The organism is Flavobacterium sp., from assembly GCF_036741995.1.
In the GTDB taxonomy this organism is placed as follows: domain Bacteria; phylum Bacteroidota; class Bacteroidia; order Flavobacteriales; family Flavobacteriaceae; genus Flavobacterium.
Map to the genome: position 1 here is coordinate 1 of NZ_DAINRG010000020.1, position 22,716 is coordinate 22,716.

The following is a 22,716-nucleotide window of genomic DNA, read 5'->3' on the forward strand; positions in this document are numbered from 1 at the left end:
TCCCAGTTTTGTTGGGAGGCTTTTTTATTTTATAGAAAAATAACTTATTCTCTTAAATCGCGCCAACTTCTGGTTTTAAATTCTTCTGAAACTAGCTCCTGATTTTGTCAATCCGCCCGTCTGCCGGGATTATGGAATTGATTTACCCTTAATGATAAAATTAGTTATGTATAAACATATTTCTCTATATTTGATTAAAAAGTCTGGATATGAATAAATTATACTTGCTTTCCCTGTTTTTATTATTTAGTGTTGGTCGTTTACATGCTCAGGCACCAAGCGTTGTTTGGGAAAAAGTATTGGGCGGAACAGCTCTGGACATAGCGACAGCTATTCAGCAAACAACCGATGGTGGGTATGTATTTGTTGCTTTTACTAAGTCAGTCGACGGCGATGTAACACAAAACCATGGAAATACCGATTTATGGGTTGTAAAACTCGATGACTTGGGCAATATTCAATGGCAAAAGACATTTGGAGGTAGTGATGGAGAATATGTCCGTGGGATTCAACAAACTTTTGATGGGGGATATGTTGTAGTGGCGACTACACTATCAAATGATGGAGACCTTACTTTTAATCATGGTCAGACGGACTATTGGGTTCTTAAGCTTACTGCCGCAGGAAATATGGATTGGCAAAAAACTTATGGCGGAATAGGTGTCGATGATGCCTATGATATCAAACAAACTGCAGACGGAGGATATGTTGTAGTCGGTAATTCCTATAGCAGTTCATTCAATAGTGATGTTACAAATCCCATTGGAGGAAGTGATGTTTGGCTTGTTAAATTGGATGGAAACGGAAATATCGAATGGCAAAAATCATACGGAGGAGAAGGGGATGATGTTGGAATGAGAGTTAGTCAAACTTCTGATGGAGGCTATGTTATTGGAGGCTATACCTTTTCAAATATTGGGGCTGAAGGCGGTCAGGGCACCAACGATTTTTATGTAGTTAAAGTTACTGCGTTAGGAACTATGGAATGGCAAAATGTTATTGGTGGTTCAGGCAATGAATATGGTTTTAATGCCATACAGCTTAACGATGGAAGTTATATGGTTGGTGGATATACAACCTCCACAGACAATGGCATAATGAATCATGGTGTGCAGGATGGTTTGATTGCGAAATTAGACCCTTTCGGTGTACTGCAATGGCAAAAAACCCTAGGAGGCTCTGATTATGATGAAATTGAGAATATTGAAAAAACAGCTGACAACAAAATTATCGTATCAGGATTAACACATTCCTATGATGGCGATGTTACCGATTATCATGGTAATCAAGATGCTTGGGTTGTTGCGGTTGATACTGATGGAGTGATACTATGGCAAAAAACATACGGCTCAACAGATGGTGAAGACATTGAACATTTAAAACAAACGACAGATGGTGGATTTATAATGGCTGGAGCTAAATTTCCACCTTATGGAAATTCTTCAACAACGAACTGTTGGGTTGTTAAACTTAATTCAGGGCAGCTGTCAACAAATACTTTTGATACTGCAGCTATAAAAGTATACCCTAATCCTGTAAAAGAGACTTTTACTTTCAGTGTTGATCCAAGTGTTCTCATTAAATCGGTTCACATTTATACCCTGCTTGGACAATTAGTGCAAACCAATGAAAATATAATGTCAACAATTAATGTTTCCCAACTTAAATCCGGGAGTTATTTACTGAAAGCTGAAAGTGATAAAGGAGTCTTTACTGCTAAATTTATTAAAGAATAAAAAAAATCCCGATGATACCATCGGGATTTTTTGTTATTGTCTTAAACTCGCACCCAGTTCGGTTTCGATGTTTTTCTGTAGTTTGCTCATGATTTTGTCAATTTGCTCATCGGTCAGCGTTTTCGTACTGTCCTGCAAGGTGAAACTCACGGCATAGGATTTCTTGCCTTCCGGCAGATTTTTACCTTGGTACACGTCAAATAGATTTACCTCTTTCAACAACGATTTTTCGGTTTGACGGGCAATGGTATAAATGGCATCAAAAGCTACGGCTTCGTCAACCAATAAGGCCAAATCTCTACGTACTTCAGGATATTTAGGAATATCGGTGAATTTGATTTTGGTACCAATTAATTTTAGAATCAGATTCCAATTGAAATCGGCATAAAATACTTCCTGTTTGATGTCAAAATGCTTTAGTATTGATTTCTTCACGGTTCCGAATTCTACCAAAGTATCGTTACCACAAGCAATCGCCAGGCCTTCGGCAAACACATCCGAAACTACCGGTTTGTTTTGGGTTTTGCACACGCCCAATCGCTCCAAAATACTGGTTACATAGCCTTTGAACAAAAAGAAATCTGTTGGTTTTTGGGCATTCGTCCAGCTCTCGGCACTTCTGTCACCGGAAACAAATAAAGTCAAATGCTTTGGTTCATCATAACCCGAAGGCAATTTGTGATAAGTTTTCCCGAATTCGAATAATTTCAAATCGCCATTTCTACGATTGATATTATACGAAACGGCTTCCAAACCAGAGAACAGCAATGACTGACGCATAGCCGATAAGTCATTGCTCAACGGATTGAGCATCATCACATTGTATTCTTCCTTTAACTGCTCTGATAATTTCACATAGTCAGGGGTAGTCAGGGAGTTGGCCATCATTTCATGAAAACCATTGGCATTCAATTGTGTGGCGATGATATTTTGTACTTTATAATCTTCGGTTCTGGCCGAATTGGAAACTGTGGCATTCAGTTTTTTAGTAAAATTGATGTTGTTATAGCCATACACGCGAAGGATTTCCTCAATCACATCTACCTCGCGTTGCACATCTACACGGTAGGAAGGAATAATCAATCCCAAACCGGCATCGGAAACGGTAGTCACTTTAATGTCCAACGAAGCCAATATTTTCTTGATGGTTTCTTTGGATAATTCCTGTCCGATCAATTTGGTGGTTTTATCAAAATGAAGAAACACACGGAAATCTTCAATCGCCTTTGGATAAATATCAATGATGTCCGAAGTGATTTCGCCACCGGCTACTTCTTTAATCAAAAGGGCCGCGCGTTTCAAAGCAAATTCGGTAATAGTAGGGTCAATACCTCTTTCAAAACGGAACGAAGCATCGGTATTCAAAGCATGACGCTTAGCCGATTTTCGAATAGAAACCGGATTAAAATAAGCACTTTCCAGGAAAATGGAATTCGTAGTTTCGGTAACACCCGAACCTTTTCCGCCAAAAACACCGGCTAAACAAAGCGGTCCTTTTTCGTCACATATCATCAAATCTTCTTCGTGCAGGGTTCTTTCTACTTCATCAAGCGTGGTGAATTTAGTTCCGGCAGCTACGGTTTTTACTATGATTTTCCCATTGATTTTGGCGGCGTCAAACGCATGAAGCGGTTGTCCTAAATCGTGCAGGATATAATTGGTAACGTCAACAATATTGTTTTTGGGTGTCAATCCAATGGCTTTCAAACGGTTTTGCAACCATTCCGGCGAAGGCTTCACGGTAAGTCCCGACAAAGTCACTCCACAGTATCTTGGCGCTAATTTGCTGTCTTTGACATCCACGTCAATCTTAAGAATTCTTTTGTCAATTCTGAAAGTACTAACTGATGGCGTAATCAACTCGATGTTGCTATTTTTTTGCAATAAACTGGCACGCAAATCACGGGCTACACCGTAGTGTGACATAGCGTCGGCGCGGTTAGGTGTTAAACCAATTTCGAAAACTTCATCATTTTCTATGTTGAATACTTTGGCACAAGGCGTTCCCGGTTTTAGTTTCTCGTCTAAAACCATAATCCCGTCATGGCTTGTTCCCAGACCTAATTCGTCTTCGGCACAAATCATTCCGTGACTTTCCTGTCCGCGGATTTTTCCTTTTTTGATTTCAAATTCCACACCGTCTTTGTCAAACAATTTGGTTCCGATAGTGGCCACAGGCACTTTTTGTCCGGCGGCTACATTGGCAGCACCACAAACGATTTGCACCGGAGTTCCATCACCTAAATCAACGGTAGTTACTTTCAAACGGTCGGCATCCGGGTGTTTTTCGCAAGTCAATACATGACCTACCACCACACCTTCGAGTCCGCCACGAACGGATTGGTATTTTTCCACCACTTCCACTTCCAACCCTAAATCGGTCAGTATGGCTGAGGTCTCCTCTGATTTTAAATCTATTTTAATGAATTGTTTTAACCAATTGTATGAAATTCTCATGTAGCGTACTTTAAGGCAGCAAATATAAGGATTACAGTTTTTAGATTAAAATATATTTTGCTCCAAAAACGGTATTGTTGGGAACGGTTCCGATTGTCAGATTCCTGATTTTTTATCGGTATTTTTTAAGAAATGGCAATTAACAACTGTTAAAATTATCCTATCAATAAAATTGTGCTATAAATTGGGTGAATTGTGCTATTCCGGGTTGGAGATTGAAATTACATTTGATTAAATCAAAAAAAAATAATTATGAGTAATTTAATTCAAAGACCTACTTTCAAAGATAAGTATGATAATTACATAGGCGGAAAATTTGTACCGCCAGCCTCCGGACAGTATTTTGACGTGGTGTCTCCGGTTGACGGAAAAGTGTTTACCAAAGCGGCTCATTCCAACAAGGAAGATTTGACTTTAGCGGTGGATGCGGCACACGAGGCGTTCAAAACCTGGAGCAAAGTTTCGGTTACAGACCGAAGCAATTTGTTGATTAAAATAGCCCAGGTTATGGAAGATAACTTGGCGTATTTGGCTGCCGTAGAAACTATTGATAACGGAAAAGCCGTTAGGGAAACTTTGGCTGCTGATTTGCCCTTAGCCATTGACCACTTCCGCTATTTTGCCGGAGTTATCCGCGCGGAAGAAGGCTCGGTAAGTGAATTGGATGAGACTACTGTTTCCCTAATTGTACATGAGCCTATTGGTGTAATCGCCCAAATTATTCCGTGGAATTTCCCCTTATTAATGGCCGTTTGGAAATTGGCTCCGGCTCTAGCCGCAGGCAACTGTGTGGTGTTAAAACCGGCAGAAAACACACCTATTTCCATTATGGTTTTAATGGAATTGATAGGCGATTTAGTACCGGCAGGCGTACTTAACGTAGTCAACGGTTTCGGTTCCGAATTAGGAAGAGCTTTGGTCACCAATCCGAAAGTAGCCAAAGCCGCTTTCACCGGTTCTACTGCCACCGGAAGAATGGTCATGCAATATGCTACCGAAAACATAGTACCGGTGACTTTAGAATTAGGCGGAAAATCACCCAACATTTTCTTCCCCTCAGTAATGGATGCTGATGATGAGTTTTTAGATAAAGCTATAGAAGGAGCTGTTTTATATTGCTTAAATCAAGGCGAAGTGTGTACTTGTCCCTCGCGTTTGCTAGTGCATGAATCTATTTATGACCAGTTTATTGAAAGAGTTTTGGAAAGAGTGGCTGCGGTAAAAACCGGAAATCCGTTAGACCCAACGGTCATGATGGGAGCGCAAGCCTCGAAAGTGCAGAAAGATAAAATCATGACTTACATCAATTTAGGAAAAGAAGAAGGAGCAGAGCTCTTAATTGGTGGCGAGGAGAACAAACTGGGCGGCGATTTGGATAACGGTTATTACATCAAACCAACCGTTTTCAAAGGAACGAACAAAATGAGAATCTTCCAGGAAGAAATATTCGGACCGGTATTAGCCGTGACTACTTTCAAAACTACGGAGGAAGCTATTGCCATTGCCAATGATACGCTTTATGGTTTAGGAGCCGGTGTTTGGACTCGCGATGCACACGAATTATACCAAGTGCCAAGAGCCATCCATGCAGGTAGGGTTTGGGTAAACAGTTACCACGCTTATCCTGCAGGAGCTCCGTTTGGAGGATACAAACAATCCGGTATTGGTAGGGAAAATCACAAAATGATGTTGGCGCATTACCGTCAAACCAAAAACATGTTGATTTCGTATAACAAAAGCAAATTAGGATTCTTTTAATAACAGTATAATGGTTGGTTAAATACACCGCAGGTCGGCTTTCCTGAGTTGATTTGCGGTTTGTTTATTCTTAAAATAACAAGTATGAAACGATTAGCAGTAACCGAAGCCGCTTCAACATTGATAGCCATGCTCCGGGAAAAGTTTGGCGATTTAATGTTCTATCAGGCGGGTGGTTGTTGTGAAGGCACGCAGCCTCAGTGTTTTGAAAAAGGTGGTTTTTACTTAAGGACAGACGATGTGTGTATCGGTCAGGTTGACGGCTTTGATTTTTGGCTCGATAAAGATTTATACGAATATTGGAAAAATGCACATTTCACCTTAGATGTCATGGACGGCATAGGAGCGGGCGGCTTTTCTTTGGAAACCCCTTATGGCAAAACCTTTATCATCCATTACCGACTGTTTACCGAAGAAGAATTAATGCAGTTGGAACCGGTAAAATACAATACGTATGATTAGTGCGAGGTGAAATTCATTAACTGATACTGCTTTGGCGTTACGCCTTCGTATTTTTTGAACAGTCGAATAAAGTAATTGCAATCTTCAAAACCGGTAGCATACGACACTTCGTTGATGTGAATGTTCGGGTTGCTGAGGAGTTTTTTGGCGTATTTTATCTTTTCGTTTAAGATGTATTCTATTGGGCTCATGCCCAATTCTCTTTTAAAATAGCGGTAAAACGAAGTCGTACTCATGCAGGCTTTATCGCTCAGCTCTTTTAAACTAATGGTTTCCCGAATATTCTTTTTGATGAATTCAATCGATGGGGAAATCGGACTGTTGTTGTCTAAATACTTTTCGCTATCAAAGCGTTTGGAAGTTTGCGTTTGAATAATTCGGATGATTAACTCCTGTAAGGTCAAATCGGCTATGGCGTCTTTGGTGATAGCATCGCCCATACATTCCTTAATCAGCTTATTGATGGTGCCGGCCAATTCCACATTGTTGTAGAAGAAATAATTTTCGTGGTCTAATTTCCAGAGATTGTTTTTGCCTTCTTTGGGGTACTTTTCATTTAAGAAATCCAACGTATCGGTGATGATTTGATGGTCAATCGCCAAGGCAATACACTGGGTTGGATTTTCTTTGGAAGCTTCCGGAAAATCAATTTTCATTTCCACATTCGACGGCACGATTACGGTCTCTCCCGGTAAATATTCAAACTGCGGTTCTTCAAAAAGATGCATGATTTTTTTTCCGCGCAACATGCTCGTTACCACCAAGTCATTGAACTTGAGTGGCACCAATTCTGATTTCTGATACGTTTCAAAAATGTTCAGTTCGCAATGATCCAACGAAAATATGGTGCGGTTTTCCACCAAAGTCTTTAACGACTTTTCGTGTGTAAGTGCCGGTTTGTGCAGTAAGGATTTAATCGACATAAAGAAAATATAAGCAATACTAAAGTACTGTTTTAATTGGTATAATTCCAAAATGGAATCATAAAATTTCCTCCCCGTGCTTCTTGATGTTAGTCGCCATTTTATAGTTAGTAGTAAAAAATAAAACCAGCTATGGCACCAAACCGCTGTTGTGTGGAGTTATATTTTTAATTGCTCTGAAATTATATTGGGTTTATCATTTTCCCGGAACCATTTTGTTACAATTTTCTTTGGTTCAAAATAAATTGTATCAATGCAAACCGCTTTGGTAACCGCCTCACATACTTCAGTTGCTACAGATTGCGTTTTGGAAGTAATAATATTTTCAACTTCAATTTGATCCGTGTCATAATTCACTTTGGCCACATAGTTTTGATGAAGATCGAACGCCAGGTATTCGCCGATGACCTTAAGTTTTAAAGATTTTTTAAGGGGTAAAAAGAAGCCGTTCCAACACGGACTTCCACATCCGGCTTTTAGTAAAATGTAGTCATTATTCTCCGCCATAAATTTTGGTAGCCAAGCGTCTGCCCCTTTCAGGTCGAATGGTTCGTCGTAGGTTCGCAATTCGCCATCACAATACCACTGTAAATAGGCTTTATCTCCAATCTTTTTGAATTTTATCTTATGATTTAATGGAGTTTTGAAATTGTCAACTTGAAGATAATTTTTAGAAATTCCTTTTCCACAGGATATGGACATCAGGAGAAAAAATAGTATTATGGTGGTAAGCAGAAGTTTTTTCATAATGGCATATAACGTTTCGCCCTAGCGACGATTAATTAGTAATGATTCCGGGTTTAAAATTCAGTGTAAGTTTCTAGTCATGCAGTTGCTACAAGCCGCAGTTGTGCGGTGGTTTATTTTGAATAGTTATAATAAGATGAACTATAAAATAAATGCTTATTCTTGGAGTTCTTTATTGACTTATTCATTATCCACAAATCATTTTTCTCATATACATACATTACATTTTCAATGAAACAAATGTCAAAAGCATCTACAAATTCCTGATACTTTGTAAAAGCGTTAAACTTAAAATGTATTGCTTTTATTGTATCATTTGATTTTGCCAGCGAATGAACTGCATTTCGATACTCTTTAAAAATATCTTTATCAGTATTATCATTTCCTGTCAGTTCATAAGTGTGGATTTTTTTATCTTTTAAAAGATCATTTAGCGTAAACTTGTAATGCTTCCCTAACTTTTCCGTATAGATTGCCATAGCAACAGAACATTCTTTACAAAATTTAAATTTTGGAATAGTATAGAAAACTACTACGCATAGCATAATAGTCAGAACTGTTAAAACCAAACTAATATTAAAAAAACGTCCTCGCATATCTAATTTTTTTAAAGCTTGTCTACAACGTTTCGCGGTTTCCTTAGGCAGTCGCTTCGTTCATGTGCAGCAACTGTGATGATTTACTATAGTGTTCCGTCACTTCGAGTGTTTTGAGCAAGGCTCAAAAGGTATCGAGAAGCACAAGCCACGGAGCTATTGCGCCAAATGGCTGTTAGTGGCAGTGTTAATCTATAACCATTTTTTTTCACTTTCTGTTGCGTCAAGAATGTCAATTTTAAAAATGGATTTAAACTTTTCTGCTACATTAAAAGCATCATTCTTGTCTTGAGTTTTATAAAATGTAATATGTTTATTTCCTTTATAAAATAAATTTAATAAAATTACATCGCTTTGTAAAGTTGCTTCAGCAGTTACAACTCGAATTGTTTGGTTCTCTTTTGTTTTAAAAACAGAAACATATTCAAATTCTGGACATTGTTTCCATTTTCCAAAATTGTATCCAAATATTGATTTTATATTTCTAAATGAATTGTTTTCTAAATGAATTTCGGAACCTTCTGTCGATAACAAGTTCAAACCGATTACAAGAAATATTGCTCCAAATATGATGTTGGCAAATATGAAAGTGTATAAGCCAAATACTAATATAACAAATCCGAGTATTTTCTTAAACAACGGAACATCTTTCAGGTAAATAATTGTATTCATATTTTATTTTTAGAATTATGCTGTGACATTGCTACTAACGTGTCGCGGCTTGGCGTTAGTAGAGGCAAGTTAAAGAAAAATGCGATAAGAAATGCTGAAGTTCAGAGTATTTTCCAAGAAAGATAAACGAGCTATTACGCCAAACCGCTGTTGGCAGTAGTTTTTTTTTAATCTAATCTTTTAGCCAAATTCAGATTCAACTTTTCAACTTTCAAATCTATTCTGACGAGTTCTATTATTTTCTCGAGTGAAATCTCTAAGTTATCATATGCCGTTGTTGTTAAATTTGAGTTGCAATTAAACGCTGATGTAACAAAATGAATTGCTTCATGAGAAAATGAATCCATTTCTTTATAAATATTGTTGGGCAATATTGGAATGTTTCTAAAAATTACTTTTTGAAAGTCATAACCTAGACTATAGTATCTTCCACATTCCTCTCCATGAGCTACTTCCCATTCTTCTTTTGTCCCTTCGAATTCTTGCAATTCCTCAACAAGAAAAAATAACTGTTCGTAGGTTTGGCTTGCTTGAAAAATCAAGTCTTTATAGGCAAGAACTTTTTCTTGAAAAATAAAATCTTGGTTAGATTTATTACGTTCTCTTCTGAAACTAAGAAAAGGAATTAGAAGAGCAATTATAGAAATTACGCTTGCGAATATGGCTAAATTATCAGATGATGTCATTAATTGTAGGGGTTAAAAAATTACTGCCAACTACTAAATACACCCAACTTCCGGTGTCTTTAGTAAGCTAATTTGCTATCCAAATATACCCAACCTCCTGTAATAATCCTTATTTCCTCACAAATTTCTCTTTTGGGCGTTATTTTTTGTCTTTTTATCGGTTTCCGCGCTCCCTAAGAAGTCTTCCGCTGTTCCTTTGGTGCTTTCCGCGTTCCCTATGAGGTCTTCCGCCACCTTCTTACTCCTTTCCGCGTCTTCTAAGCTGCTTTCCGCCGGCGGAACGCACCAAAAAGGTGGCGGAACTCATTAAGAAGGTGGCGGAACGCACTAAGAATGTGACGGAATGCACTAAGAAGGTGGCGGAACGCACCAAGAATGTGGCGGAAACCAGTAAGAAGGTGGCGGAACGCATTAAGAAGGTGGCGGAAACCAGTAAGAAGGTAGCGGCAACCATCAGGAAGGCGCCGGAACGCCTCAAGAAGGTAACGGAAGCCGGTAAGAAGGCTTATAAATTCAAATTACCTGCCAATTCTTTCAGGCTGATTTCGGAGAGCTTGGCCTGCAACTGCGCATTGGTGTTGCGTACTTTGGCATTGATGTAATTCAGTTGCGCCGTTCTAAACTCAATAGGAGTGATGGTGCCAATTCGGAATTTCTCTAAAGTAATGTCTAAGTTTTGCTTGGCAATGGCTTCGTTTTTTTCTTCTAATTGCATCCAATCCAAATAGGTCAGATAGGTTTGATACCCACTTTCCAGTTGGGCATTCAAGGTTGAGGTTTGTTGGGCAATGGCAATTTTAGAATTCTCGATTTCCAATTGGGCAATTTTCTCGGTTCGCTTTTGGGCAAAACCGTCAAAAAGATTCAGGCTGGCACTAAAACCATAATTCAGCCCGCGGGAATAGGAAGAGGAAGTAAAGCCCAAACTTGATTGGCTTTCGGCAAAATTATATCCGGTGTTGACTTTCACCGTAGGATAGCGGTTGGCTTTTACTTGTTTTAACTGTAGTTCGGCCACTTTTTTGTTGATGATTTGAGCTTCCAGTTCGGGGTTTTGTTTGGTGGCTAAATCGGTAAGGGTGGGCAACAGTAAACTTTTATCCACCTGAATGGCCTCTACCACTTTGAAATCGGTTTTTACCTCGCGGGCTAAGATTTGATTCAACAAAATTTTGGCATTAGCCAACGATTCTTTTTGTTTTAACAGCGCGGTTTGGTCGGTATTCAAATCCACTTGGGCGTTCAGCACTTCTAGTTTAGAAGCCTTGCCAATACTGAATCGGTTTTGCGCCACCGTCAATCGTTGGTTGGAAATGACTATCGAACTGTCTAAAGCCGCCAACTGTTGCTGTTGCTGTACCAAATCAAAATAAGCCGCCTGCACATCGCTGATTTTGGTAAGGATAGTGAGTTTTAATTTGGAGTCACCCAGTTTTTGTAATTCCTCCAGCTGACTTTTTTTGGCAAACATTTTAAAGCCGTCAAATACCGTCCAATCCAATCCAACGCCATAGGTAAGGCTGTTGTTTTTGGCATTGTTCAATTCGGTAGTGGTGCCGTCCTGTCGGGTTTGCTTGCTGTATTGAATGCTGTTGTTGTCCGCAATGTTGGCGGTTACCTTCGGCAGCATACCGGCATTGCCCGCGGTGGCATTGGCTTCATCCATTTTTAAATTATTGGAGGCTATCCGAATATCAAAATTGTTTTCCAGGGCAATTGTAACGGCATCTTCCAGTTTCAATAGTTCCTGTGCCTGGCTTTTGGGTAAAAACCCCAAAAACAGCAGGATGATGTATATTGCTTTCCTTTTCATAATCAATTATTTTTCTAAACGCTCAAGATTGTCAAATTCCGGACGGTGTTTCTTTTGTTTTGCCCACATTAAATAGAAGGACGGAATCACAAACAAGGTCAGTATCAACGAGAAAATGGTTCCGCCCACAATCACAACCCCCATTCCGATTCGGCTGGTAGAAGCTGCGCCAAGCGATAAGGCAATTGGCAAGGCTCCTAAGGCAATGGCTAAACTAGTCATTAAGATGGGGCGAAGCCTGGCTTCCGAAGCTTGCACAATGGCCTCGTATTTGGGTACGCCCTGTTCGCGCAATTGGTTGGCAAATTCAACGATTAGGATTCCGTTCTTGGTTACCAAACCTATCAGCATCACGGTGCCAATTTGACTGAAAATATTCCAGGTTTGGCCAAATAACCAGAGCGAAAATAAGGCTCCGGCCACCGCCATCGGCACGGTTAAGATGATAATAAACGGATCGATAAAACTTTCAAACTGAGCGGATAAAATCAAATAAATCAACAGCAATGCCAAGCCAAAAGCAAACATTGTATTGGAACTGCTTTCCACAAAGTCTCTGGATTCGCCACCCAAATCGGTAGTAAAAGTGTTGTCTAACACTTTGGCTTTGATTTCATCCATGGCGTCAATACCGTCGCTGATGCTTTTTCCGGGTGCTAAACCGGCAGAAATGGTGGCCGACATGTAGCGGTTGTTGTGGTACAATTGCGGCGGGTTGCTCTGTTCGTCAACGGTAACAATATTGTCTAGCTGAATCAAGTCGCCTTTGTTGTTTTTGACAAACATAGAGGTTAAATCTAATGGTTTGTCCCTGTCTTTTTCATCAAATTGCCCAATGACCTGGTATTGTTTTCCGTTGCGCATGAAGTAACCAAAGCGTTGGCCGCTCAAGGATAACTGCAGCGTTTGCGCCACATCTAAAACCGAAATACCTAAACTTTCGGCTTTTTCCCGATTGATAGTCACGTTGATTTCGGGCTTGTTGAATTTCAGATTCACATCTACATTGGAGAAGGTTTCATTCTGATTGGCCAACTCCATGAACTGTGGAATCTTTTCGCGCAGCTTTTCAAAATTAGGCGCCTGAATGATATACTGAATTGGTAAGCCGCCCCGTTTGTTTACGGCTATAGTTGGTTGTTCGGAAACGGTGACTTTGGCTTGCGAATATTTTTTAGTCCATTTGGTGAAGGCATCGGCAATTTCCTTTTGCGAGCGACCTCGTTCTTCGGGATCTTTCAGTGCCAAACGCACCCTTCCGCTGTTGACCGTAGAAGAACCAAATCCGGGAGCGGTGATGACCAAAGCAATTTTTTTCTCGGGTATGGAATCGTCTATTAGTTTAGACAAATCCTGCATGAAGCGGTCGGTGTAGTCATAAGTAGCGCCCTCCGGAGTAGTTACCCCAACGATTACCAGACTTCTGTCATCATAAGGTGCCGTTTCTTTGGGAATGATTTTGAAAAACAATACGATCAAACCAAGACAAACAATCACGATAGGAAAGCTCAGCCATTTCTTTTGCATAAAACGTTCCAAAGCGTTGGCGTATCCTTTGTTCAAGGCTTCAAAATACGGTTCGGTAAAAGTGTAGAATTTGGTTTTCTTCTGTTCGCCGCCTTTCATCAGATAGGCGTTCAACATGGGGGTAAGCGTTAAAGAAACAAAGGCCGATATTAATACTGCCGCGCCAATGACGACGCCAAATTCCCGGAAAAGTCTTCCCACAAAACCTTCCAAAAAGATAATCGGTAAAAATACTGCGGCCAATGTGATGGAAATGGAAATAACGGCAAAGAAAATCTCGTTAGAGCCTTTGATAGCCGCTTCTATAGGTGACATGCCTTGCTCGACTTTTTTGAAGATGTTTTCGGTCACTACAATTCCGTCATCTACCACCAATCCTGTGGCAAGAACAATGGCGAGCAGTGTCAACACATTTACCGAAAAGCCACACAAATACATGATGAAAAACGTTGCAATCAACGACACCGGAATATCAATCAACGGACGGAAGGCTATGGCCCAGTCCCGGAAAAACAAGAAAATAATCAGGATTACCAAAATGATGGAAATCAACAGGGTTTCCGCCACTTCGACTACTGATTTTTTGATGAAAAGGGTAGTGTCTAGCGCTACATTGAGTTTAATGTCTTTAGGCAAATCCTTTTTAAACGTATTGTATTGTTTGTAGAAGGCAGTGGCAATGTCCAAATAGTTAGTCCCCGGTTGCGGAATAATCGCTAAGCCTACCATGGGTTGGTCGTTGCCTTTCAATTGGGTTTCCAGATTTTCGGCCCCTAATTCGGCGTGACCGATATCGCTCAAGCGAACCACTTTATCTCCGTTAGCAATGATGATGATGTTGTTGAATTCTTCCGGTTTGGAAAGATTTCCCATTGTTTTAACGGTCAGTTCCGTATTGGCACCGGTTAATTTCCCGGAAGGCAATTCGACATTTTGTTTTTCTAAAGCCGTTCTGACATCCGAAACCGTTACGCCATAAGAAGACAGTTTCACCGGGTCAATCCAAATACGCATCGAATAGCGTTTTTGCCCCCAAATCTGAACGCTACTCACACCGGGTATGGTTTGCAAACGCTCGGCAATCACATTTTCGGCATAATCACTCAAAGCCAAAGCATCCTTGGTATCGCTTTGTACCGTCATCGTGATAATCGGATCCGAATCGGCATCCGCTTTAGACACTACCGGCGGCGCATCAATATCCTGTGGCAAACTCCTAACGGCCTGCGACACTTTATCTCTAACGTCATTGGCGGCTTCTTCTAAGTTTTTTTCGAGTTTGAATTCGATAGTAATGTTGCTGGAACCCTGGTTACTCGAAGAAGTAATATTTCGAATACCGTCTATGGAGTTGATGGCTTTTTCTAAAGGCTCGGTAATTTGTGACTCAATGATATCAGCATTGGCACCGGTATAATTGGTACGCACCGAAATCTGCGCCGGATCAATCGAAGGAAATTCACGAACGCCCAAATAACTGTACCCAATGATTCCAAAAAGAATAATGGTCAGATTGATGACAATCGTAAAAACCGGTCGTTTGATGCTTAAGGTGGATAAACTCATAATTTGGGTGGCTGAAGTTTATTTGATTTTCACTTTGATGTCGGCTTCGTCTTTCAATGACATCACGCCCGAAGTCAGGACGGTGTCGCCCACTTTCAGTCCGGAAGTAATGACCACATCTTTGTCGGTGCGGGTTAAGGTTTCCACTTTGACCACTTTCGCTTTGCCGTTATTGGCAATGAAAACAGTTTTTCCATCTTGCACCGGAACGATAGCTTCGGTGGGAATGATGATAGCGTCTTTTATATTTCGGAGCGGTAATTCGATATTGGCAAAGGTGCCCGGCAATAATTTTCCGTTGGAGTTTTCGGTTAATGCTCTTATTTTTAAGGTTCTGGTGGCCAATTCAATGCCGGGTTCGAGAGCATAAATTTTGGCACTGAATTTCTCCGTCATGTTTGGAACCGTAAATGTGATTTGGGAGCCTTTTACAATTTCGGAAGCATACTTTTCAGGAATGGAAAAAGTGATTTTCAGCGGATTGGTGTTCACCAAATTAGCAATCAAAGTTGTTGGCGTTACATAAGTTCCGGGCGAAATATTGCGCAAACCCACTTTTCCTGAGAACGGCGCTCTGATGGACGTTTTGCCAATTTGCGCCTGAATCAATTGGGTTTGGGATTTGGCGGTTCGGTAATCGGCACTGGCAATGTCGTATTCTTCCTGGCTGATGGCTTCTTTTTGCAACAGCAATCGGGCTCTTCTTTCGTTTTCAGAAGCTAAGCTTTCTTTGGTTTTGGCTTGTGCCAATTGTGCTCTAAGTTCTATATCATTGACTTTCAATAATACCTGTCCTTTGCTCACCTGACTGCCTTCGGAGAAAGAAATACTTTCTACAATTCCGGACACTTCGCTGTGAATTTCGATTTGTTCATTGGCTTCAATAGATCCGGAAAGGGAAATGGCATTGGAAAAATCCTGAGGTTGTACCACTATGGCACTAACGCCAATGGGTGGTTTTTTACCGTTTTTGTCGTTTCCTTTTTCGTTTTCGGCTTTGTTTTTGGTGATTCTATACCCAATCATCACGCCAAGAGCAATGATTAAAAGGGTTATGACAAGGTATTTTACTTTCATCCTAGTGAGTTGCTTTAGTAAGTTGAAGTTTGGAACTACAAAACTAAATCTTACTAGTGAGAGTGGCGTTACCCTTAATTTTTATTTAACAGTTGTAGATACAAATTTTAGCTACGATACATCACTTCGAGTGATTTTGTGAAACAAAACCGTATCGGGAAGCATTGTCTTTCTATAGGTTCTCGATACAATTTTTACTCCGTAAAAACCACTCGAACTGACGAAACCATTTTAACTGATGTAGTTCCAAATGTTTTTCTTTTTGGTGAGTTCGATAAAAACAGCCCGCAAAGCCTGATGTTCAGGTAAAGTCATCGAAGCATCTTTTTTCAACAATTCCAGGGCTTTTTGTCTGGCCAATAATAGGATGTCTTTGTCTCTGACCAAATCGGCTATCTGAAGATTGAGTACGCCGCTTTGTTGTTTGCCCATGATGTCGCCCGGACCGCGCAATTTCAAATCCACTTCGGCAATTTCGAAACCGTCGTTGGTTTTGACCATCGTTTCCAAACGGATTTTACTATCGTTGGATAATTTGAAAGAAGTCATCAAAATACAATAACTCTGTTCGGCGCCACGTCCTACGCGACCACGCAACTGATGGAGTTGCGACAAGCCAAAACGCTCGGCACTTTCAATAATCATCACACTGGCATTGGGAATATTCACACCGACTTCAATTACTGTAGTGGCGACCATAATGTTGGTTTTGCCTTCGGAGAAGCGTTTCATTTCGGCGTCTTTATCGGCAGGTTTCATTTTGCCATGCACTATGGAAATGCTGTAGTCCGGCAACGGAAAATCCCGGGAAATGCTTTCGTAACCGTCCATCAAATCCTTGTAATCCATCGTTTCACTTTCCTTAATTAATGGATAAACAATGTAGATTTGGCGGCCTTTGGCAATTTCGTCTTTGATGAATCTCCAAACTTTCAAGCGGTTGCTGTCGTAACGATGCACGGTTTGAATCGGTTTTCTGCCCGGAGGCAATTCGTCTATCACCGAAATGTCTAAATCTCCATACAAACTCATTGCCAAGGTACGCGGAATAGGAGTGGCGGTCATGACTAAGATGTGTGGTGGAATGTTGTTTTTTTGCCAAAGTTTGGAGCGCTGCTCTACACCAAAACGATGTTGCTCGTCAATAATGGCCAACCCTAAATTGTTAAATTGTACTTTGTCTTCCAACAAGGCATGAGTGCCGATGAGTATGTGCAAACTGCCGTCTTCCAGTGCTTCGTGAATGATTTTCCGCTCGGCTGTTTTGGTAGAACCGGTTAGTATTTTGATGTTGATGTTTAAATCTTTGGCCAATTCGGTTAACCCATTGAAATGTTGGTTGGCCAAAATTTCTGTTGGCGCCATCAGGCAACTTTGGAAACCGTTGTCTAAAGCAATCAGCATGGCCATCAAAGCCACTATTGTTTTTCCAGAACCTACGTCGCCTTGCAATAAACGATTCATTTGGGCGTTGGTGCCCATATCGTTTCGGATTTCTTTCAGTACTTTTTTCTGCGCATTGGTCAGTTCAAACGGCAAATGATTTTGATAGAAATTATTAAAATTTTCGCCCACTACTGTAAACGGATGCCCTTTGATTTTGTGTTTGCGCACCAGGTTTTTCGTAATCAACTGCAATTGAATGAAGAACAGTTCTTCAAACTTCAATCGGAATTGCGCTTTTGCCAACAGTTCTTGACTTTTCGGAAAATGAATGTTAAACAAAGCGGCGTTTTTCGGAATCAATTTCAATTCATCCACTAAATATAGCGGCAAGGTTTCGGCGAATTTGGCTTGGGTTTCCAAAAAGATTTGCTGCATCATTTTAGTAATGACTCTGTTGGAAATTCCACGATTGGTCAGCGTTTCCGTCGAAGGATATACCGGTTGCATGGCAGAACGCAGGCTTTTTTCGTGTTCGTTTTGCAGCTCCATTTCGGGATGCGCCATGTTGTATTGCCCGTTGAAGTTGGTTACTTTTCCAAAAATCACATAAAGCGTATTGAGTTTCAAGGTGTCGCGTATCCATTTGTGCCCTTGAAACCATGTGAGTTCCATTTGCCCGGTTTCATCAGCGAAACTGGCTACTAAACGTTTTTTAGCTTTACCGAATTCGACCGTTTTGATGTTGATGATTTTGCCGATGATTTGCACTTCGGCTACATTATTATTCAATTCGTTGATTTTGTAATACCGTGTCCGGTCAATGTACCGATTCGGATAAAAGTTCAGCAAATCTTCATACCGATGAATCCCAACTTCCTTGCGCAACAATTCCCCGCGTTGAGGGCCAACGCCTTTTAGGTATTCGATAGGAGTTTGCAGGAGATTGTTAGACATCTTAGAGCATTAGCAATAATCATAGCGAAGATAGTTTTTTAATTTGAAAATTTGAAAATGAGTGAATTTGAAAATGATTATATTCGTATCAACAAATCTATTGCCAAATGCGCCTACTGTTTTTCCTTTTATTTACTGTTTTTACTTTTGCCCAGCAAACTGCTAAAGTGGATTTCAAAACGGCTTACGGTAACCTTACCATTAATCCGATAGCGAAGAAAGTTTCCGGTACAGTTCGGTATGTTTTTGAAGTAAAAGAAGCCATAGACACCATCAAAATTGATGCGAAGCAGATGACTTTTTCCGAAGTGAAAATCAATAACCAACCGGTTAAATTTAGTAATTCAGGAAAAACACTCAATTTGTTTGAAGGCTTTAGTAAAGGAAAAAATACTGTCACATTCACTTATGAAGCTACTCCAAAGCAAACGATGTATTTTAATGGCGATTTTAGTAATGCCACTATAAGCAATCAACAAATTTGGACGCAAGGACAGGGGAAATATACGAGTCATTGGTTTCCTAGTTTTGACGATGTGAATGAGAAAGTGATTTTCAATATGATTATTTCGTTTGATAAAAAGTACAATGTCATAGCCAATGGGGTTTTGAAGGATGTTTTCCCGAATAAAGACCTGAAAATTTGGAAATACGAAATGCAAAAGCCAATGAGTTCTTATTTGCTGGCGTTGGCGATTGGTGATTTCAGCAATAAAGCGATTGGTTCCAAATCGGGGATTCCGTTGCAATTGTTTATCCAACCGAAGGACACGGCTAAGTTTGAAGCCACCTACCGCTATTCCAAAGAGATTTTTGACTATTTGGAGAAAGAAATCGGCGTAAAATATCCTTGGAAAATCTACAAACAAATTCCGGTGGAAGACTTCCTGTATGCCGGAATGGAGAACACCACCACCACCATTTTTGCGCAGGATTATGTCATTGATGGGATAGGTTTCAACGACCGGAATTATGTGAATGTCAATGCGCACGAGTTGGCACACCAATGGTTTGGCGATTTGGTTACGGCAAAATCCGGAAAGCAGCATTGGTTGCAGGAAGGTTTTGCTACTTATTATGCGTTGTTGGCCGAAAGACAGGTTTTTGGCGATGATTATTTTTACCACCAATTGTATCGCAGTTCGTTGCAATTGCGCAATGCTGCCAAAAGCGATACGATTCCGGTGCTGAATGATAAGGCGAGTTCGTTATCGTTTTACCAAAAAGGCGCTTGGGCATTGCATACCATTCGGGAAACTATTGGCGCTAAAGTCTTTCAGAAAGCGGTCAAATCGTATCTGAAAAAGTACCAATATAAAAATGTGGAAACCGATGATTTTTTGGCAGAAATTAAAAAAGCAGCTCCCACTTTTGATACCGAAAAATTCCGAAAAACCTGGTTGGAAGACTATCATTTTCCAACCGAAGAAGCCAATGCATTGTTGAAGAAAAATCAGTTCATACAAACGCTTTTTGAGACACAGCAATTGCGCAAAAAAGCATTGGCTGAGAATAAGGAAAAGTTTAAAACATTGCTGCAATCCAAAGTGTTTTATCCAGTGAAAACGGAGATTTTATACCAAATGAAAGATATTCCGTTTAACGATAAAAAGGAATTACTGACTTTGGCATTGCAAACCAACGATATCAAAGTGCGCCAATCAGTGGCCGAATTTACCGATGATATTCCGGTTGAATTTAAAGCACAATATGAGACTTTATTGGACGATGCTTCGTATGACACTAAAGAAATTGCCTTTATGAATTTGTGGAAAAATTTTCCGGACAGTCGCAGCATTTATTTGGCGAAAACCCAAAATTGGGTAGGGGGTAATGACAAAAGTTTGCGCATTTTGTTTTTGACGTTTGCAGTACTTTCTACGGATGTGGAAAGCAGTGCCAAAACCAATTACTATGCGGAACTGGTTGATTATACATCTTCAAAATACGAAAGCTCGGTGCGTCAAAATGCCATTATTAATGCGATGACGATTACTGATAAAGATGCGACAGTTTTGAAAAACCTGGTCAATGCTACAACCCATTACAAATGGCAATTCAGCAAGTTTGGTCGCGATAAAATTAGAGAATTATTACAATTGGATGGTTTTAGAAGTTCATTCGAATCGCTGTTGCCAACCCTTTCGGAAACCGAAAAAATGCAATTGCAAAAACTCTTAAGCGAAAAACTATGAGAGCATTAGTAATTTCGGGCGGTGGAAGTAAAGGCGCTTTTGGGGGTGGTGTGGCGCAGTATTTACTTCAGGAAAAGTTACATCAATACGACTTACTCATCGGAAGTTCTACCGGTAGTTTGTTGATTCCGCATCTGGCGTTGGGCAATGTCGATAAAATTTACGGCATTTATACCAGTGTGACGATGGGCAAAATTTTTGATATCAACCCGTTTGTGGTCAAAAAAAGGGAGGATGGCGATATCGTTACCATCAATCACTTTAATGTGTTGTTACAATTTTTCAGGGGAAAGCGAACTTTTGGCGAAAGCCACAAATTGCGGAGTTATATCAGGGAAAATTTTACTTTGGCCGAGTTCAAGCAACTCAAGGAATCCTTTTGCAATATAGTGGTTACGGTGACCAATCTTTCCAAAAATGAAGTCGAATACAAATCGATTAAAGATTTTGAGTACGATGAATTTTGCGACTGGATTTGGATTTCCTGCAATTACATTCCGTTTATGAGTTTGGTAACCAAAGACAACTGTGAGTATGGCGACGGTGGTTTTTCGAGTCTGGTTCCTATCCGGGAAGCCATTAACCGCGGTGCTACCGAAGTGGATGTGGTTATTTTGGAAACCGAAATGCAAATTGCTCCCAAACGCATTGGTAAAAACCCTTTTTCGTTACTGATTGATTTGTTTCAAACGCTGTTGAATCAGGTGGAGAAGCACGATATAACCATTGGCAAATTGGCGGCAAATAACAAGAATGTAAAACTCAATTTGTATTATACACCAACACAATTGACTAATAACGCCCTGATTTTTAACAAAGACAAAATGAAGCTTTGGTGGCAACAAGGCTATGATTACGCTAAAAACAAAAGCGAACTAATGAGTGATAATTTACAGTAATTTAGGCTTTGAATCTTAAGACAAACTCTGTTCCTATACCAAGTCTTGATTTTACAGTAATTTCACCACCGGCTCTACGAACTAAAGTTTTAACCGTTGAAAGTCCTATTCCTGTTCCGGTATTGTTGAAACGGTCTACTTTTTCCAGCGTATAGAACATATCGAAGATTAGATCAAATTTGTCATTTTCGATGCCCATACCATTATCTTTAACGATGATGCTGTAAAAATCTTCAGAGATTTTAACATTTATATCTACAATGACTTTGGGTTTATCATTGTATTTAATGGCGTTGCTGATCAGATTTAAAAATATTTGCTCAAAAAGGGCTTTGTAATTAAAGATTTCAATGTTTTCGGGTAGGTTTATCTCAAACTCGTTTCTCGGATTTAATAATTTAAGATTTTCCTTTAACACACTGTTTAAATAGAAAAATTCTTTTTCATCAGCCACTAACGTTCCTTCTTTATAAGCTTTTAAAGTGGCATCAATGTAGGCTTTTAATTTATCTGAAGATTCTTTAATCAAATCAATATATAAATTAGCTTCCGGATTGGTTACCTGGCAGTGTTCTTCTTTTAATAATTCGGTAAGCCCTAAAATATTGTTTAAAGGAGATTTAATGTCATGGGAAACTACATGGGAAAAGCGTTCTAACTCATTATAGTTTTCCTTTAACAAATTGTTTTTGGCGTTTAATTTATAATTTAACTTTTTTATTTCCATCAATTTTAAAACTTGGCGGCTCAGCGTTTTCAGCGCTTTTTGCTGAAAATCATTAAGTTTCTTAGTTTTATTGTCAATGACACATAAGGAACCCAAGGCAAAACCATCTTTATCAATTAAAGGAATACCGGCATAAAAAACAATATTTGGATTGCTGGTGACTAAAGGCGAATCATGAAAACGAATATCTTTGCGGGCATCTTCTACCACAAAAATAGCTTCATCATGTATAGCATGGGCACAAAACGATAAGGCTCTAGGGGTTTCTTTTGAAGACAAACCATGCGCAGATTTAAACCATTGTCTATCAGCATCTACTAATGAAATTAAAGATATTGGGCTTTCACATATTTCAGAGGCCAATTTTGTAATTTCATCGAAATCCTTTTCATTTTTGGTGTCTAATATTTGATATTCTTCTAATACTCTTAAGCGCTTGGCTTCATTATCGGGCAATCGTGCTTCTATCATTATGTGGTATTTGTTATTACAAAGTTATTAATAGTCAGGGATAACGTCGTTGAACAATTCTTAA

General features: G+C 39.8%; 16 protein-coding genes. 5 read left to right on the forward strand and 11 right to left on the reverse strand.

Annotated elements, in window-relative coordinates:
* The first annotated feature begins 209 nt into the window (after positions 1 to 209).
* Positions 210 to 1,736: a T9SS type A sorting domain-containing protein gene (locus V7D82_RS07740; RefSeq protein ID WP_333600404.1), complete on the forward strand. Its 1,527-nt coding sequence runs from the start codon at positions 210 to 212 to the stop codon at positions 1,734 to 1,736.
* Between the two features lie 33 nt (positions 1,737 to 1,769).
* Here the strand turns inward: V7D82_RS07740 and pheT are convergent, their stop codons facing one another.
* Positions 1,770 to 4,193, reverse strand: a complete 2,424-nt coding sequence (pheT, locus tag V7D82_RS07745) for a phenylalanine--tRNA ligase subunit beta (protein WP_333600405.1) — start codon at positions 4,191 to 4,193, stop codon at positions 1,770 to 1,772.
* 252 nt (positions 4,194 to 4,445) lie between these two features.
* On the opposite strand from pheT, the gene V7D82_RS07750 reads away from it, so the two are divergent.
* Together V7D82_RS07750 and V7D82_RS07755 are read left to right on the forward strand one after the other, a co-directional pair.
* Positions 4,446 to 5,951, forward strand: a complete 1,506-nt coding sequence (locus tag V7D82_RS07750) for an aldehyde dehydrogenase family protein (RefSeq protein WP_333600406.1) — start codon at positions 4,446 to 4,448, stop codon at positions 5,949 to 5,951.
* Between the two features lie 84 nt (positions 5,952 to 6,035).
* Positions 6,036 to 6,413 carry a DUF779 domain-containing protein gene (locus V7D82_RS07755; protein WP_333600407.1) on the forward strand — a complete coding sequence of 126 codons (378 nt, stop codon included), beginning with the start codon at positions 6,036 to 6,038 and terminating at the stop codon, positions 6,411 to 6,413.
* Here V7D82_RS07755 and V7D82_RS07760 read toward each other — a convergent pair.
* The 9 genes from V7D82_RS07760 to recG form a co-directional block, all read right to left on the reverse strand.
* Positions 6,410 to 7,336, reverse strand: coding sequence for an AraC family transcriptional regulator (locus tag V7D82_RS07760; RefSeq protein WP_333600408.1), 927 nt, complete (start codon positions 7,334 to 7,336; stop codon positions 6,410 to 6,412). The two genes, V7D82_RS07755 and V7D82_RS07760, sit on opposite strands and share 4 nt — an antisense overlap.
* Positions 7,337 to 7,495: 159 nt before the next feature.
* The gene (locus V7D82_RS07765; RefSeq protein WP_333600409.1) at positions 7,496 to 8,083 is read right to left on the reverse strand and encodes a hypothetical protein; all 588 of its coding nucleotides are present in this window, start codon (positions 8,081 to 8,083) and stop codon (positions 7,496 to 7,498) included.
* A gap of 113 nt (positions 8,084 to 8,196) precedes the next feature.
* The gene (locus tag V7D82_RS07770) at positions 8,197 to 8,679 is read right to left on the reverse strand and encodes a hypothetical protein (RefSeq protein ID WP_333600410.1); all 483 of its coding nucleotides are present in this window, start codon (positions 8,677 to 8,679) and stop codon (positions 8,197 to 8,199) included.
* A 192-nt stretch (positions 8,680 to 8,871) separates the two neighbouring features.
* Positions 8,872 to 9,351: a hypothetical protein gene (locus V7D82_RS07775; RefSeq protein WP_333600411.1), complete on the reverse strand. Its 480-nt coding sequence runs from the start codon at positions 9,349 to 9,351 to the stop codon at positions 8,872 to 8,874.
* A 167-nt stretch (positions 9,352 to 9,518) separates the two neighbouring features.
* Positions 9,519 to 10,037 carry a hypothetical protein gene (locus tag V7D82_RS07780; RefSeq protein ID WP_333600412.1) on the reverse strand — a complete coding sequence of 173 codons (519 nt, stop codon included), beginning with the start codon at positions 10,035 to 10,037 and terminating at the stop codon, positions 9,519 to 9,521.
* A gap of 505 nt (positions 10,038 to 10,542) precedes the next feature.
* Positions 10,543 to 11,850, reverse strand: coding sequence for a TolC family protein (locus V7D82_RS07785; RefSeq protein ID WP_333600413.1), 1,308 nt, complete (start codon positions 11,848 to 11,850; stop codon positions 10,543 to 10,545).
* Between the two features lie 6 nt (positions 11,851 to 11,856).
* Positions 11,857 to 14,943: an efflux RND transporter permease subunit gene (locus V7D82_RS07790; protein ID WP_333600414.1), complete on the reverse strand. Its 3,087-nt coding sequence runs from the start codon at positions 14,941 to 14,943 to the stop codon at positions 11,857 to 11,859.
* An 18-nt stretch (positions 14,944 to 14,961) separates the two neighbouring features.
* On the reverse strand, positions 14,962 to 16,020 hold the full coding sequence (locus tag V7D82_RS07795; RefSeq protein WP_333600415.1) for an efflux RND transporter periplasmic adaptor subunit: 1,059 nt from the start codon (positions 16,018 to 16,020) through the stop codon (positions 14,962 to 14,964).
* 231 nt (positions 16,021 to 16,251) lie between these two features.
* The gene (gene recG, locus V7D82_RS07800; RefSeq protein ID WP_333600416.1) at positions 16,252 to 18,360 is read right to left on the reverse strand and encodes an ATP-dependent DNA helicase RecG; all 2,109 of its coding nucleotides are present in this window, start codon (positions 18,358 to 18,360) and stop codon (positions 16,252 to 16,254) included.
* A 107-nt stretch (positions 18,361 to 18,467) separates the two neighbouring features.
* Between recG and V7D82_RS07805 the strand changes: the two genes are divergently transcribed.
* On the forward strand, positions 18,468 to 20,555 hold the full coding sequence (locus V7D82_RS07805; RefSeq protein ID WP_333600417.1) for a M1 family metallopeptidase: 2,088 nt from the start codon (positions 18,468 to 18,470) through the stop codon (positions 20,553 to 20,555).
* Positions 20,552 to 21,454, forward strand: coding sequence for a patatin-like phospholipase family protein (locus V7D82_RS07810; protein WP_333600418.1), 903 nt, complete (start codon positions 20,552 to 20,554; stop codon positions 21,452 to 21,454). Before V7D82_RS07805 ends, V7D82_RS07810 begins: the two co-directional genes overlap by 4 nt.
* Before the next feature lies 1 nt (position 21,455).
* On the opposite strand, the gene V7D82_RS07815 is transcribed toward V7D82_RS07810, so the two are convergent.
* Complete coding sequence (locus V7D82_RS07815; RefSeq protein ID WP_333600419.1) at positions 21,456 to 22,652, reverse strand: sensor histidine kinase; 1,197 nt, start codon at positions 22,650 to 22,652, stop codon at positions 21,456 to 21,458.
* Between the last annotated feature and the right edge of the window lie 64 nt (positions 22,653 to 22,716).

Excerpts from the sequence above, each read along its gene's own strand:
- recG (WP_333600416.1), bottom strand. The coding sequence starts at position 18,360 with ATGTCTAACAATCTCCTGCAAACTCCTATCGAATACCTAAAAGGCGTT.
- V7D82_RS07805 (WP_333600417.1), top strand. The coding sequence starts at position 18,468 with ATGCGCCTACTGTTTTTCCTTTTATTTACTGTTTTTACTTTTGCCCAG.
- V7D82_RS07810 (WP_333600418.1), top strand. The coding sequence starts at position 20,552 with ATGAGAGCATTAGTAATTTCGGGCGGTGGAAGTAAAGGCGCTTTTGGG.
- V7D82_RS07770 (WP_333600410.1), bottom strand. The coding sequence starts at position 8,679 with ATGCGAGGACGTTTTTTTAATATTAGTTTGGTTTTAACAGTTCTGACT.
- V7D82_RS07790 (WP_333600414.1), bottom strand. The coding sequence starts at position 14,943 with ATGAGTTTATCCACCTTAAGCATCAAACGACCGGTTTTTACGATTGTC.
- V7D82_RS07795 (WP_333600415.1), bottom strand. The coding sequence starts at position 16,020 with ATGAAAGTAAAATACCTTGTCATAACCCTTTTAATCATTGCTCTTGGC.
- V7D82_RS07815 (WP_333600419.1), bottom strand. The coding sequence starts at position 22,652 with ATGATAGAAGCACGATTGCCCGATAATGAAGCCAAGCGCTTAAGAGTA.
- V7D82_RS07775 (WP_333600411.1), bottom strand. The coding sequence starts at position 9,351 with ATGAATACAATTATTTACCTGAAAGATGTTCCGTTGTTTAAGAAAATA.
- V7D82_RS07765 (WP_333600409.1), bottom strand. The coding sequence starts at position 8,083 with ATGAAAAAACTTCTGCTTACCACCATAATACTATTTTTTCTCCTGATG.
- V7D82_RS07785 (WP_333600413.1), bottom strand. The coding sequence starts at position 11,850 with ATGAAAAGGAAAGCAATATACATCATCCTGCTGTTTTTGGGGTTTTTA.
- V7D82_RS07760 (WP_333600408.1), bottom strand. The coding sequence starts at position 7,336 with ATGTCGATTAAATCCTTACTGCACAAACCGGCACTTACACACGAAAAG.
- pheT (WP_333600405.1), bottom strand. The coding sequence starts at position 4,193 with ATGAGAATTTCATACAATTGGTTAAAACAATTCATTAAAATAGATTTA.
- V7D82_RS07750 (WP_333600406.1), top strand. The coding sequence starts at position 4,446 with ATGAGTAATTTAATTCAAAGACCTACTTTCAAAGATAAGTATGATAAT.
- V7D82_RS07780 (WP_333600412.1), bottom strand. The coding sequence starts at position 10,037 with ATGACATCATCTGATAATTTAGCCATATTCGCAAGCGTAATTTCTATA.
- V7D82_RS07740 (WP_333600404.1), top strand. The coding sequence starts at position 210 with ATGAATAAATTATACTTGCTTTCCCTGTTTTTATTATTTAGTGTTGGT.
- V7D82_RS07755 (WP_333600407.1), top strand. The coding sequence starts at position 6,036 with ATGAAACGATTAGCAGTAACCGAAGCCGCTTCAACATTGATAGCCATG.